Source organism: Streptomyces sp. WAC03905, assembly GCF_057371075.1.
Genome location: NZ_JBXYDZ010000003.1, coordinates 3,979,681 through 3,992,812 on the forward strand (window position 1 = coordinate 3,979,681; position 13,132 = coordinate 3,992,812).

Genomic DNA, 13,132 nt, shown 5'->3' on the forward strand with positions numbered 1-13,132 from the left:
TCGTCTTTTGTGCGTCCACGAATGGTAACGAGGTGCGCTGTGTGCGAGTGCCGCCCCTTGCTCCACATGATCGGCTCGGGCCCGGGGCGGCCGGGTACCGGGGTCCCCGATAAACGGGGCGGTCCCCGGTGGGCCGGGCACGTACCCTTTTCAGTTGTGCCGAACGCCAACGAAGACAACCCCAGTGCCCTGAGTCAGGTGCAGCGCCGTGCGGTCAGTGAACTGCTGCGGGTCGCTCCTGTCGCCGACGAGCTCGGCCGCCGGTTCCAGGAGGCGGGCTTCCGCCTCGCCCTGGTCGGCGGGTCCGTCCGCGATGCGCTGCTCGGGCGTCTCGGCAACGATCTCGACTTCACCACCGACGCCCGCCCCGAGGACGTCCTCAAGATCGTCCGGCCGTGGGCCGACTCCGTCTGGGACGTCGGCATCGCCTTCGGCACCGTAGGGGCCCAGAAGAACGCGCGCGTCGGGGACGCCGTGCGGAACTTCCAGATCGAGGTGACGACCTACCGGTCGGAGGCCTACGACCGGACGTCGCGCAAGCCGGAGGTCTCCTACGGAGACTCGATCGACGAGGACCTCGTGCGCCGTGACTTCACGGTCAACGCCATGGCTCTCGCCCTGCCCGAGCAGGAGTTCATCGACCCGCACGGTGGCCTGGAAGACCTGGCCGCGGGCGTGCTGCGCACCCCCGGGACTCCCGAGGACTCCTTCTCCGACGATCCCCTTCGGATGCTGCGGGCGGCGCGGTTCTCGGCGCAGCTGGACTTCGAGGTCGCCCCGGAGGTCGTGGCGGCCATGAAGGCGATGTCCGAGCGGATCGAGATCGTTTCCGCGGAGCGGGTCCAGGGCGAGCTGAACAAACTGATCCTCTCCGCCAACCCGCGTCGCGGTCTGGGTCTGCTGGTGGACACCGGGCTGGCCGACCGGGTGCTGCCCGAGCTGCCGGCGCTGCGGCTGGAGAGTGACGAGCACCACCGCCACAAGGACGTCTACGACCACTCGCTGATCGTGCTGGAGCAGGCGATCGCGCTGGAGGAGGACGGCCCGGACCTCGTGCTGCGTCTCGCCGCCCTGCTGCACGACATCGGCAAGCCCCGTACCCGCCGCTTCGAGAGCGACGGCCGGGTCTCCTTCCACCACCACGAGGTGGTGGGGGCGAAGATGACCAAGAAGCGGCTGACGGCGCTGAAGTACTCCAACGACATGATCAAGGACGTGTCCCGGCTGGTCGAGCTGCACCTGCGCTTCCACGGTTACGGGGACGGCGAGTGGACCGACTCCGCGGTGCGGCGCTACGTCCGTGACGCAGGGCCTCTGCTGGAGCGACTGCACAAGCTGACCCGGTCCGACTGCACCACCCGCAACAAGCGCAAGGCCAACGCGCTCTCCCGCACCTACGACGGGCTGGAGCAGCGCATCGCGCAGCTCCAGGAGCAGGAGGAGCTGGATGCGATCCGGCCCGACCTGGATGGCAACGAGATCATGCGCGTCCTGGACGTCGGCCCGGGGCCGGTGATCGGCAAGGCTTACGCCTTCCTGCTGGAGATGCGGCTGGAGAACGGCCCGATGGGCCATGACGCCGCGGTGATCGCCCTCAAGGAGTGGTGGGCGGCCCAGGCCTGACCCCAGGGCGCGGGTGTCGATGTTTCACGTGAAACATCGATACCCGCGGACCGGGAGGGGCGATGTTTCACGTGAAACATCGACTACGTCGGCCGAGCATCACCGCGGTCAGGGCGTAGAGGGCGGAGACGCAGACGAGCAGGACCACGGAGCGTCCGTCGACGGGGAGCATGAGGGCGGCCACGGCCGCCGCTCCGACGAAAGCGACGTTGAACAGCACGTCGTACACCGAGAAGACCCGGCCGCGGTAGTCGTCGTCCACCTGCGACTGCACTTCGGTATCGGTGGAGATCTTGGCGCCCTGGGTGGCGAGACCGAGGACGAACGCGGCGACCAGCATCGGCCCCGGAGCGAAGAAGAGGCCGAGGGCCGGCACCAGGACGGCGGAGCCCGCCGCGCAGGCGGTGATCCAGCCGAGGGTGCCCAGCCGCCCCACCATCCAGGGGGTCACGACCGCGGCCGCGAAGAATCCGGCCCCCGAGGCGCCGACGGCGACGCCCAGGAGGGCGAGTCCCTCGGCCTCGGTGTCCGACCAGGCGTAGCGGCACAGCATCAGGAGCATGACGAACAGGGCGCCGTAGCAGAACCGCATCATGGTCATCGCGGTGAGAGCCCTGGCCGCCCGGCGCCGGGCGGCCAGATGCCGGAGGCCCTCGGCCATGCCCCGCACGGTGAGGGCGATGCCCTGGGCCAGCGAGGGATGGACCTGCCCCGCGCGGTGGTCCGGGCCGAGCAGTCCGATGGCCAGGCGCAGGGAGACCAGGGCCGCACACAGGTAGAGACCGGCTCCGAGCAGTACGACGAGGGCGTTGGAGCCGGAGGCGAGCAGCCGCACGAGGAAGGCCAGCCCTCCGCCGGCCACGGCCGCGAGGGTTCCCGCGGTGGGGGAGAGAGCGTTCGCGGTGACCAGCTGGTCGGCTCCGACGACACGGGGCAGCGAGGCGGCCAGGCCCGCCAGGACGAAGCGGTTGACCGCGGTCACGGACAGCGCCGAGGCGTAGAACAGCCAGTCGGGCACGTGCGCGACGATCAGTACGGCGGTGATGCAGGCGAGGAAGGACCGCAGCAGGTTGCCGTAGAGGAAGACCTGGCGACGGCGCCAGCGGTCGAGCAGCACACCGGCGAAGGGGCCGATCACCGAGTAGGGCAGCAGCAGTACCGCCATGGCCGAGGCGATGGCCGCCGGGGAGGTCTGCTTCTCGGGGGAGAAGACGACATAGGTGGCGAGCGCGACCTGGTACACGCCGTCCGCCGCCTGGGAGAGCAGCCGTACGGCGAGCAGATTGCGGAAGTCCCTCAGGCGCAGGAGTACGCGCAGATCACGTACGACAGGCATGAGGGAAAGGGTCACATACGCGGAGGGTCCCCGGGCACATTGCCCGGGGACCCTCCGCGGAAGAACAGCCGAAGTCCAGGTGTCGCCCGGACCCGCGGGGTTCGACTAGCGCTCGACCTCGCCCTTGATGAACTTCTCGACGTTGGCCAGGGCCTCGTCGTCGAAGTACTGGACCGGCGGGGACTTCATGAAGTAGCTGGACGCCGACAGGATCGGGCCGCCGATACCGCGGTCCTTGGCGATCTTCGCGGCGCGCAGGGCGTCGATGATGACACCGGCGGAGTTCGGGGAGTCCCACACCTCGAGCTTGTACTCGAGGTTCAGCGGGACGTCGCCGAAGGCGCGGCCCTCGAGGCGGACGTAGGCCCACTTGCGGTCGTCGAGCCACGCGACGTAGTCGGACGGGCCGATGTGGACGTTCTTCTCGCCGAGCTCACGGTCGGGGATCTGCGAGGTGACGGCCTGCGTCTTGGAGATCTTCTTCGACTCGAGGCGGTCGCGCTCGAGCATGTTCTTGAAGTCCATGTTGCCGCCGACGTTGAGCTGCATGGTGCGCTCGAGACGGACACCGCGGTCTTCGAAGAGCTTCGCCATCACGCGGTGCGTGATGGTGGCGCCGACCTGGGACTTGATGTCGTCGCCGACGATCGGGACACCGGCCTCGGTGAACTTGTCGGCCCACTCCTTGGTGCCGGCGATGAAGACCGGGAGGGCGTTGACGAAGGCGACCTTGGCGTCGATGGCGCACTGCGCGTAGAACTTCGCAGCGTCCTCGGAACCGACGGGCAGGTAGCAGATCAGGACGTCGACCTCGCGGTCCTTGAGGACCTGGACGACATCGACCGGGGCCTCGGCGGACTCCTCGATGGTCTGGCGGTAGTACTTGCCCAGGCCGTCGTGGGTGTGGCCGCGCTGGACGGTCACACCGGCGTTCGGGACGTCGCAGATCTTGATGGTGTTGTTCTCGCTGGCGCCGATGGCGTCCGAAAGGTCGAGGCCGACCTTCTTCGCGTCGACGTCGAACGCGGCGACGAACTCGATGTCACGCACGTGGTAGTCGCCGAACTGGACGTGCATCAGCCCGGGGACCTTGGACGCCGGGTCGGCGTCCTTGTAGTACTCGACGCCCTGCACCAGCGAGGCGGCGCAGTTGCCCACGCCGACGATGGCTACGCGAACCGAACCCATTCCGGTTGCTCCCTGTTTGTTCTCGGACAAGGCCTGCAAGATGCAGCCCTCATTTTTCGGTTTCGTCGGACGGACCTGATCGTCTCCGATCCCGTCCCGCCCGCTCACTCTCGATGAGCTCGTTCAGCCAGCGCACTTCGCGCTCCACGGACTCCATGCCGTGCCGCTGCAGCTCAAGCGTGTAGTCGTCGAGGCGCTCCCGCGTTCGGGCGAGTGAGGCGCGCATCTTCTCCAGGCGCTCCTCCAGCCGGCTGCGGCGGCCCTCCAGGACCCGCATCCGCACGTCTCGTTCGGTCTGGCCGAAGAAGGCGAAGCGGGCGGCGAAGGACTCGTCCTCCCAGGTCTCGGGTCCCGTGTGGGAGAGGAGCTCCTCGAAGCGCTCCTTACCCGCGGCCGTCAACCGGTAGACGATCTTGGCGCGGCGCCCTGCGAGTGAAGCGGCGAGAGCGTCCTCCGGGGCATTGCCCGGTTCTTCGATCAACCAGCCGTTGGCGACGAGCGTCTTGAGGCAGGGGTAGAGCGTCCCGTAGCTGAAGGCTCTGAACACTCCCAGCGAGGTGTTGAGCCGCTTGCGCAGCTCATAGCCGTGCATGGGGGATTCGCGGAGCAGGCCGAGGACGGCGAACTCGAGGATGCCGGAGCGTCTGCTCATCCGCCTGCCTCTCCTCCACCCCTGAGTCTTTATGTCGAGCTGATGTATCGACTCGATACATCCAGACGATAGAACGGGCCGCCTTCATCGACAAGGGGAGACATGGTGACCGGCATCACATCACCGATTCGCACCAGCCAGGTTGCCTGATTTGGGGTGAACTTCGGCACTGGGCGGGTTTTGACCGTGCGTAGTCTGTGCGCCATGACACCGGGGGGAACCGGAATTCATCTGCCGCTTCCAGGCCACTCGCCTGCCCGAGGAGTAGTCGTTCGATGAGCGAGCACCGCCGCAAACCGCCGCAGCCCCAGGGCGGGGGGCGGGCCTCCGCCCGCCGCGCCGCCCAGCAGCGCCCCGGCAGGGGTGCCCCGGCCGGACGTGACGTCCCCACGGCGTCACACAGCGGCCCGTACGCACAGCAGCCCGCCCAGGGCAATCGCGCCGACGCCCGCCGGGCGGCGCAGAGAGGGTCCTCGGGCCGCGGCAGAGGCGCTGCGGGGAGCGCGCGCGGCGCCGGCCGCCCGGACAAGCGGCTCATCAACTACCCGCGGTCCGACCGGGACGGCTGGAAGCGCTTCGTGCCGTCCTGGAAGCTGGTCTCCGGCACCGCCCTCGGTTTCTTCGCGGTCATCATCGCCGGTGCCGGCATCGGCATCGCCATGGTGAGCACGCCGGACCCGAACAAGGCCGCCAAGGCGCAGAACAACGTCTTCTACTGGGCCGACGGCACCCAGATGGTGGCGACGGGCGGTTCCATGAACCGGCAGATCGTCCCCATCTCCAGCATTCCCGGGTCGATGAGGGACGCCGTGATCGCGGCGGAGAACGAGTCCTTCGAGACGGACAAGGGCGTGGACCCCATGGGTATCGCCCGCGCCGTCTGGAACATGGGCACGGGCGGCTCCACGCAGGGCGGATCGACCATCACCCAGCAGTACGTGAAGAACACGTACCTGGACTCCGACCAGACGCTCAAGCGCAAGGTCACCGAGCTCTTCATCGCGATAAGGCTCGGCGTCTCCGAGGAGAAGGACACCGTCCTCGCCGGGTACCTGAACACCGCCTACTACGGCCGGGACGCCTATGGCATCCAGGCCGCGGCCCGCGCCTACTTCGGCAAGGACTGCCAGGACCTGAACCCCTCCGAGAGCGCCTTCCTGGCGGCGGTCCTCAAGGGCCCCAACCTCTACAACCCGGACGGCGGCATCGGCGCCGCCGCCACCCCCGAGCTCAACGAGGACCGCGCAAGGAAGCGCTGGGCCTGGGTGCTGGACCGCGAGGTCGAGGTGGGTCGCATGGACCCGGCGGAGCGGGCCAAGTACATGGACTTCCCGGCGCGCGTCGAGTCGGAGCAGGCCCGCGGTATGACGGGCCAGATCGGCTACCTGGTCGACACGGCCAAGGCGTACGTGATGAAGACCAAGGGCATCACCGCCGAGCAGATGGCCCTGGGCGGCTACCGGATCAAGACCACCTTCGAGAAGCCGAAGGTGGACGCCATGGCCAAGGCGGTGGAGGACATCCGCGCCGGCCTGATCGACGAGAAGAAGCGCCCCGAGACCGACACCTTCGTACAGTTCGGCGCCGCCTCCGTGGACGTCAAGACCGGCGCGCTCGTCGCCCTGTACGGCGGCCCGGGCTGGGACCAGAAGTACTTCAGCAACAACGCCAACACCAGCGGCGTCCCGGTCGGTTCGACCTGGAAGCCGTACGTGCTCGCGGCGGCCATGGAGTACGGCACCCAGAACTCCAACGGCAAGGGCATCTCGGTCGACAGCAAGTACCAGGCCAACGACCTCACGGTGATCAACAACCGCGAGGGCAAGCCGCTGCGCGACGCCTCGGGCCAGCCGTTCCGGCAGAAGAACGAGAGCCCCACGGCCTTCGGATACGTGACCCTCAACGAGGCGATGGAGAAGTCCATCAACGTCCCGTTCGCCCAGCTCGTCTTCGACGTCGGCCACGACAAGGTCAGGAACGTGGCGAAGTCCACGGGCATCCTGGAGGAGTCGATCAACCCGAACACCGACGCCTCCTTCGCCCTGGGCACCTCGACCCCCAGTGCCATCCGCATGGCCGACTCCTACGCCACGTTCGCCGCCTCCGGCATGCACCGCGAGCCGTACTCGGTGACGGCGGTCGAGAAGAACGGCGAGAAGCTCACCGGCTTCGAGGCCCCCAAGGACCAGCGGGCCATGGACAACGCGGTCGCGGACAACGTCACCAAGGTCCTGGAGAACGTCGTCGAGAACGGCACCGGCAAGAAGGCCAAGAAGCTGGGCCGGCCCGCCGCGGGCAAGACCGGCACCACGGACGAGAACAAGTCCGCGTGGTTCGTCGGTTACACGCCGGAGCTGTCCACTTCCGTGGTCCTCTTCCGCACCGACCCCAACTCGGCGGAGAAGAAGCTCATCTCCATGAAGGGCGTGGGCGACATCCCCTCCCTCCACGGTGGTGACATCCCGGCCGAGATCTGGACCGAGTACATGGCCGAGGCCCTCAAGGGCAAGCCGGTCAAGGAGTTCCCCGAGGCCGAGGACATCGGCGTCACCGCCGACTCGGCCGGCGCCCCCTCCCCCACCCCGGTGGCACCCGCGTCCCCGTCGCCGTCCCCGTCGTCGCTGCCCCCGAGCTTCCCCGCCGCCGTCGCCGAGCCCGTCCAAGGGCGGCGGACGGCCGTGCAAGCCGTGGGAGCTGTACTGCGACCCGGAGACCGTGCGCGGCGGTACCAACGAGGGCGGTGCGAACTCCGGCACCAACACCGGGATCATCGGCGGACCCAGCGGATCGCCGTCCCCGTCGCCCAGCGGCAGACCCGGCCGCCCGGGCGGCCTGACCGGCGGAACCAACACCACCGGCACCACGCAGGACTGATCCGCCCGACCCGCAGGCCCACGGAAGGCCGTCGCACGCACAGTGCGGCGGCCTTCCCCCGTGCCCGGCCACGTACGGCAGGATGAGCCCCATGACGAAGGTGCACGAGGACCGCCCCGTACTGCCCACGCAGCAGGACGAGGTCGCCGCAGCCGGCAGTGAGCTCATCGGCGGCCCGCTCGGCCGCTACGCCCGGCTCGGCGGCCACTGGCTGGGACCGGTGCGCGTCGTGGCCCTCGTCGCCATCGGGATGTTCGCCCTCGGCATGGTGCAGAAGCTGCCCTGCTACGACTGGGCGTGGTTCCGCGGCGCCACCTCGCAGTACACCCACGCCTGCTACTCCGACATCCCGCACCTGTACGCGGTCCGCGGCTTCGCCGACAACCTGACGCCCTATTTCGACCGGCTGCCCGGCGACATGGAGTTCCTGGAGTACCCGGTGCTCACCGGGCTCTTCATGGAGATCGCCTCCTGGCTGACCCCGGGCAGCGGCTCCATGCAGCACCGCGAGCAGATGTACTGGATGGTCAACGCGGGCATGCTGATGGCCTGCGCGGCGGTCATCGCCGTCTGCGTCGCCCGCACCCACCGCCGCCGGCCCTGGGACGCCCTGCTCTTCGCGCTCGCGCCCGCATTCGCCCTGACGGCGACGATCAACTGGGACCTGCTGGCCATCGCGCTGACCGCGGCCGGGATGCTGATGTGGTCCCGCGGACGCACGGTCCTCTTCGGTGTCCTCATCGGCCTGGCCACCGCCGCCAAGCTCTACCCCGTCCTGCTGCTCGGAGTCCTCTTCGTCCTCTGCTGGCGAGCCGGCAAGTGGCGCGCGTTCGGTCTGGCGACACTGGGCGCGGCCCTGGCCTGGATCGCGGTGAACCTGCCCGTCATGCTCTTCGCCTGGGAGGGCTGGACGAAGTTCTACACCTTCAGCCAGGAGCGGCCCATCGACTTCGGGTCCGTATGGCTGCTGATCTCCCAGCGCTCGGGCAACCCCCTGCACGACGCCAATACCTACGCGACCGGGCTGACGCTCCTGCTCTGCGGCGCCATCGGACTGCTCACCCTGACCGCCCCCCGCCGCCCGCGCTTCGCGCAGCTGGCCTTCCTGGTCGTCGCAGCCTTCATCCTCTGCAACAAGGTCTACTCACCGCAGTACGTGCTGTGGCTGATCCCGCTCGCCGCGCTGGCCCGGCCGCGCTGGCGGGACTTCCTGATCTGGCAGGCCGGCGAGGTCGCCTACTTCCTCGGGATCTGGTCCTACCTGGCGTACATCAACAGCGGGGACAAGCACCAGGGCCTGCCCGTGGAGGGCTACCAGCTGGCGATCGCCGCCCACCTGCTGACCACGCTCTACCTGTGCGCCGTCATCGTCCGCGACATCCTCCTCCCGGAGCGCGACGTCGTCCGTCAGGACGGCTCCGACGACCCCTCCGGGGGCGTGCTGGACGGGGCCGAGGACGTGTTCGTGCTCTCGGACGCAGCGAGGGCGCCGCGGTACGCGGCGCCCTCGGAGGGACAGCGGGTCGACTGGGGCACCGGCCCCGGCCACTGACGGTTCGGCTCAGGCGTCGAGCACCCGGTCGAACTGCGTGGTGGTGTGGCGCAGGTGCGCCACCAGCTCGTCGCCGACCTTCGGCTCGGTCGCGTCGGCGGGTACGAACAGGATCGACACCTGCATGTGCGGCGGCTCGGCGAACCAGCGCTGCTTGCCGGCCCACACGAACGGCGACAGGTTCCTGTTGACCGTGGCCAGACCGGCCCGGGCGACGCCCTTGGCCCGCGGCATCACTCCGTGCAGCGCCTTCGGGGCCTCCAGGCCCACACCGTGCGAGGTACCGCCGGCGACGACGACCAGCCAGCCGTCGGAGGCGGCCTTCTGCTGCCGGTAGCCGAAGCGGTCCCCCTTGGCCACGCGCGTGACGTCGAGCACCGAGCCGCGGTACTGGGTGGCCTCGTGGTCGCCCAGCCACAGCCGGGTGCCGATCCGGGCCCGGAAGCGGGTCTGCGGGAACTGCTGCTGGAGCCGTGCCAGCTCCTCGGCGCGCAGGTGGCTGACGAACATGGTGTGCAGCGGCAGCCGGGCGGCGCGCAGCCGGTCCATCCAGCCGATGACCTCCTCCACGGCGTCCGAGCCGTCGGGGCGGTCCAGCGGCAGGTGCAGGGCGAAGCCCTCCAGCCGGACGTCCTCGATCGCGCCGTGCAGCTGGCCGAGGTCCTGCTCGGAGATTCCGTGGCGGCGCATCGAGCTCATGCACTCGATGACCACGCGCGCGCCGACCAGGCTGCGGACCCCGTCCAGCGAGGAGACCGAGCGGATGACCCGGTCCGGCAGCGGCACCGGCTCCTCGCCCCGGCGGAACGGGGTGAGCACGAGCAGGTCGCCGCCGAACAGGTCCTTGATGCTGGCGGCCTCGTACGTGGTGCCGACGGCGAGGACGTCGGCACCCATCCGGGTCGCCTCCTCGCACAGCCGCTCGTGGCCGAAGCCGTACCCGTTGCCCTTGCAGACCGGGATCATCCCGGGGAACTGGTCCTGGACCTGCTTCTGGTGCGCACGCCAGCGCGCGGTGTCGACGTAGAGCGTGAGCGCCATGCCCGTCCGGGACCTCTCCTGGGAAGCTGCGCAGGGCAGCGGAACTGTGTGGGGGAAAGCGGGTGGTCAGGGTCAGCGCCGCGACATGTAGATGTCGAGCGCCTTGTGCAGCACCTTGTTCAGCGGGAAGTCCCACTCGCCGACGTACTCCACGGCTTCGCCGCCCGTACCGACCTTGAACTGGATCAAACCGAACAGGTGGTCGTTCTCGTCCAGCGTGTCAGAAATTCCGCGCAGGTCGTAGACGCTCGCACCGAGTGCGTACGCGTCGCGCAGCATCCGCCACTGCATCGCGTTCGAGGGCCGGACCTCGCGCTTGTGGTTGGCCGAGGCCCCGTAGGAGTACCAGACGTGCTGGCCGACGGTGAGCATCGTGGCGGCGGCCAGCGGCTCTCCCTCGTGCGTGGCGATGTACAGGCGCATCCGGTTGGGGTCCTCGGAGTTGAGGGCCGTCCACTGGCGCTGGAAGTAGCTGAGCGGGCGCGGGCGGAACTTGTCGCGCTCGGCCGTGATCTCGTAGAGGTGCTGCCAGGTGGGCAGGTCGTCGTAGCCGCCCTGGACGACCTCGACACCCGCCTTCTCCGCCTTCTTGATGTTGCGGCGCCACAGCTGGTTGAAGCCCTTGAGGACGTCGTCCAGCGAGCGGTTGGCCAGCGGGACCTGGAAGACGTAGCGCGGCTGCACGTCGCCGAAGCCGGCGCCGCCGTCCTCGGCCTGCTGCCAGCCCATGCGGCGCAGCTTGTCGGACACCTCGAAGGCGCGCGGCTCGATGACCGAGGCCTCCACGTCGCGCAGGCGCTTGACGTTCGGGTCCTGGATGCCGGCCTTGATGGCGGCCGAGTTCCAGCGGCGGATGACGACGGGCGGGCCCATCTTCACGGTGAAGGCGCCCTGCTGCTTGAGGTGGGCCAGCATCGGCTGGAGCCACTCCTCCAGGTTGGGGGCGTACCAGTTGATGACCGGCCCCTCGGGGAGGTAGGCGAGGTAGCGCTTCACCTTGGGCAGCTGCCGGTACAGCACGAGTGCCGCTCCGACGAGTTCCTCGGACTCGTTGAACCAACCGAGGTTCTCGGAACGCCAATCGTTCTTCACGTCGGCCCACGCCGGGACCTGGCAGTGGCTCGCCGAGGGCAGGCTCTGGAGGTAACCCAGATGCTGCTCTCGGCTGATGGTCCTCAGGGACAGGCTCATGCGGGGCGTCTCCTCGGCGGCTTCGCTGGCTATGGCGCGAAGCCTACTGCGACAGGGGCGCCACCCTTCTGGGGGACGGGCCGTGGGCCCGGGCCGGAGTGCGGCCGGCGCCCTGCCGAGGAGGTGCCGCGGGCAGCCCGGTCAGCCTCCGAACAGGCCGCCGTGGAACATGCCGAGGTAGAAGCCGATGGCAGACGCGCCAAGGCCGATGATCAGGGCGAAGCGCTCGCGTGTCGTGACGGAGACGAACTGTCCGTACGCGCCCGTCAGGATTCCGATCAGCCCGGCCCACGAGCTGATCAGGTGCAGGTTGTGGAAGAAGGCCGTGATGAACGCCACGACGCCGAGGGTCAGAGTGACCGCCATCAGGGTGTCCTGCAGCGGGTGGGGCTTGCCGTCGGTGGAGAGCAGGGAGATCTGAGGGGGCCGCATTGCCTGTGCCATCGGAAGGCACCTCCTGGCTGAAGCTGGCGGTGCTGCGGGTTGTCTCCGGCAGGGGGCCGGGGGCATAGCACCGAGCACACCCGATGGATACAGATTGTGGCCCTCTCCTGCCGGATTTCAACCGGAAGGACGCGAGCAGGTAGTCTGTACAGCTGCGCGGTGTCTGCTCTGCGGACGCCGTGCTCACGCATCACGACCCTCCTGTCACGGAACGACCGTGGCCGCTGAGTCCAAAGGAGGTGGGTTCCACATGCGTCACTACGAAGTGATGGTCATCCTCGACCCCGATCTCGAGGAGCGCGCTGTCTCCCCGCTGATCGAAAACTTCCTCTCCGTCGTCCGTGAGGGCAACGGAAAGGTCGAGAAGGTCGACACCTGGGGCCGTCGTCGTCTCGCTTACGAGATCAAGAAGAAGCCCGAGGGCATCTACTCGGTCATCGACCTTCAGGCCGAGCCTGCGGTCGTCAAGGAGCTTGACCGACAGATGAACCTGAACGAGTCGGTTCTCCGGACCAAGGTCCTTCGCCCCGAGACCCACTGAACTTCGGTTCAGCGGTAATCGGGATCGAGTAGCACAGCAGCCCAGCAGCAATCCCCGCCGAGAGGTTCATCCATGGCAGGCGAGACCGTCATCACGGTCGTCGGCAATCTCGTCGACGACCCCGAGCTGCGCTTCACCCCCTCGGGTGCGGCGGTCGCGAAGTTCCGTGTCGCGTCCACCCCCCGCACCTTCGACCGTCAGACCAATGAGTGGAAGGACGGCGAGAGCCTGTTCCTGACCTGCTCGGTGTGGCGGCAGGCGGCGGAGAACGTCGCCGAGTCCCTCCAGCGAGGCATGCGCGTCATCGTGCAGGGCCGGCTGAGGCAGCGGTCGTACGAGGACCGTGAGGGTGTCAAGCGCACGGTCTACGAGCTGGACGTCGAGGAAGTCGGCCCCAGCCTGAAGAACGCCACGGCCAAGGTCGCCAAGACCACCGGTCGCGGTGGCCAGGGCGGATACGGCGGCGGCGGTCAGCAGCAGCAGGGTGGCGGCGGCTGGGGCGGAGCCCCCAGCGGCGGCGGCCAGCAGGGCGGCGAAGCTCCCTCCGACGACCCGTGGGCGTCCAGCGCGCCGGCCGGTGGCCAGCAGCAGGGCGGCGGCGGGGGCGGTTGGGGCGGAAGCTCCGGCGGTTCCGGCGGTGGCTACTCGGACGAGCCGCCCTTCTAGGGCAGCTCCATCCAAACTTCTTGA

General features: G+C 68.9%; 11 protein-coding genes. 5 read left to right on the plus strand and 6 right to left on the minus strand.

Going from position 1 to position 13,132, the window contains the following annotated elements; all coding sequences use genetic code 11:
• Positions 1 to 156 precede the first annotated feature (156 nt).
• Complete coding sequence (locus AC2RP6_RS20470; RefSeq protein WP_486447501.1) at positions 157 to 1,623, plus strand: CCA tRNA nucleotidyltransferase; 1,467 nt, start codon at positions 157 to 159, stop codon at positions 1,621 to 1,623.
• Positions 1,624 to 1,690: 67 nt separating this feature from the next.
• On the opposite strand, the gene AC2RP6_RS20475 is transcribed toward AC2RP6_RS20470, so the two are convergent.
• The 3 genes from AC2RP6_RS20475 to AC2RP6_RS20485 all read right to left on the minus strand — a co-directional run bounded on the left by AC2RP6_RS20475 (position 1,691) and on the right by AC2RP6_RS20485 (position 4,799).
• Positions 1,691 to 2,959: an MFS transporter gene (locus AC2RP6_RS20475; protein ID WP_486447502.1), complete on the minus strand. Its 1,269-nt coding sequence runs from the start codon at positions 2,957 to 2,959 to the stop codon at positions 1,691 to 1,693.
• A 105-nt stretch (positions 2,960 to 3,064) separates the two neighbouring features.
• Entirely contained in the window at positions 3,065 to 4,147 is a 1,083-nt protein-coding gene (locus AC2RP6_RS20480) for an inositol-3-phosphate synthase (RefSeq protein ID WP_486447503.1), read from the minus strand.
• 49 nt (positions 4,148 to 4,196) lie between these two features.
• A complete protein-coding gene (locus AC2RP6_RS20485) occupies positions 4,197 to 4,799 on the minus strand; it encodes a PadR family transcriptional regulator (RefSeq protein ID WP_030839336.1) in 603 nt (200 codons plus the stop codon).
• 275 nt (positions 4,800 to 5,074) lie between these two features.
• Here AC2RP6_RS20485 and AC2RP6_RS20490 point away from each other — a divergent pair, with 275 nt between their 5' ends.
• Together AC2RP6_RS20490 and AC2RP6_RS20495 are read left to right on the plus strand one after the other, a co-directional pair.
• Positions 5,075 to 7,759, plus strand: coding sequence for a transglycosylase domain-containing protein (locus AC2RP6_RS20490; RefSeq protein ID WP_486447504.1), 2,685 nt, complete (start codon positions 5,075 to 5,077; stop codon positions 7,757 to 7,759).
• Between the two features lie 5 nt (positions 7,760 to 7,764).
• A complete protein-coding gene (locus tag AC2RP6_RS20495) occupies positions 7,765 to 9,225 on the plus strand; it encodes a glycosyltransferase family 87 protein (protein ID WP_486447505.1) in 1,461 nt (486 codons plus the stop codon).
• Between the two features lie 9 nt (positions 9,226 to 9,234).
• Here AC2RP6_RS20495 and AC2RP6_RS20500 read toward each other — a convergent pair whose 3' ends face one another.
• The 3 genes from AC2RP6_RS20500 to AC2RP6_RS20510 all read right to left on the minus strand — a co-directional run bounded on the left by AC2RP6_RS20500 (position 9,235) and on the right by AC2RP6_RS20510 (position 11,901).
• Entirely contained in the window at positions 9,235 to 10,266 is a 1,032-nt protein-coding gene (locus AC2RP6_RS20500; RefSeq protein WP_030647429.1) for an alanine racemase, read from the minus strand.
• Between the two features lie 72 nt (positions 10,267 to 10,338).
• Positions 10,339 to 11,457 (minus strand): lipid II:glycine glycyltransferase FemX, encoded by a 1,119-nt coding sequence (locus AC2RP6_RS20505; protein ID WP_486447506.1) that lies wholly within the window; start codon positions 11,455 to 11,457, stop codon positions 10,339 to 10,341.
• Positions 11,458 to 11,598: 141 nt separating this feature from the next.
• On the minus strand, positions 11,599 to 11,901 hold the full coding sequence (locus tag AC2RP6_RS20510; protein WP_030647425.1) for a hypothetical protein: 303 nt from the start codon (positions 11,899 to 11,901) through the stop codon (positions 11,599 to 11,601).
• Positions 11,902 to 12,151: 250 nt separating this feature from the next.
• Here AC2RP6_RS20510 and rpsF point away from each other — a divergent pair, with 250 nt between their 5' ends.
• Together rpsF and AC2RP6_RS20520 are read left to right on the plus strand one after the other, a co-directional pair.
• Entirely contained in the window at positions 12,152 to 12,442 is a 291-nt protein-coding gene (gene rpsF / locus AC2RP6_RS20515; protein ID WP_004950685.1) for a 30S ribosomal protein S6, read from the plus strand.
• Between the two features lie 72 nt (positions 12,443 to 12,514).
• On the plus strand, positions 12,515 to 13,108 hold the full coding sequence (locus AC2RP6_RS20520) for a single-stranded DNA-binding protein (protein WP_486447507.1): 594 nt from the start codon (positions 12,515 to 12,517) through the stop codon (positions 13,106 to 13,108).
• The last annotated feature ends 24 nt before the right edge of the window (positions 13,109 to 13,132 follow it).

Coding starts and splice junctions, on each gene's coding strand:
- AC2RP6_RS20490 (WP_486447504.1), top strand. CDS start 5,075: ATGAGCGAGCACCGCCGCAAACCGCCGCAGCCCCAGGGCGGGGGGCGG.
- AC2RP6_RS20485 (WP_030839336.1), bottom strand. CDS start 4,799: ATGAGCAGACGCTCCGGCATCCTCGAGTTCGCCGTCCTCGGCCTGCTC.
- AC2RP6_RS20505 (WP_486447506.1), bottom strand. CDS start 11,457: ATGAGCCTGTCCCTGAGGACCATCAGCCGAGAGCAGCATCTGGGTTAC.
- AC2RP6_RS20500 (WP_030647429.1), bottom strand. CDS start 10,266: ATGGCGCTCACGCTCTACGTCGACACCGCGCGCTGGCGTGCGCACCAG.
- AC2RP6_RS20480 (WP_486447503.1), bottom strand. CDS start 4,147: ATGGGTTCGGTTCGCGTAGCCATCGTCGGCGTGGGCAACTGCGCCGCC.
- AC2RP6_RS20510 (WP_030647425.1), bottom strand. CDS start 11,901: ATGGCACAGGCAATGCGGCCCCCTCAGATCTCCCTGCTCTCCACCGAC.
- AC2RP6_RS20520 (WP_486447507.1), top strand. CDS start 12,515: ATGGCAGGCGAGACCGTCATCACGGTCGTCGGCAATCTCGTCGACGAC.
- AC2RP6_RS20475 (WP_486447502.1), bottom strand. CDS start 2,959: ATGCCTGTCGTACGTGATCTGCGCGTACTCCTGCGCCTGAGGGACTTC.
- AC2RP6_RS20495 (WP_486447505.1), top strand. CDS start 7,765: ATGACGAAGGTGCACGAGGACCGCCCCGTACTGCCCACGCAGCAGGAC.
- rpsF (WP_004950685.1), top strand. CDS start 12,152: ATGCGTCACTACGAAGTGATGGTCATCCTCGACCCCGATCTCGAGGAG.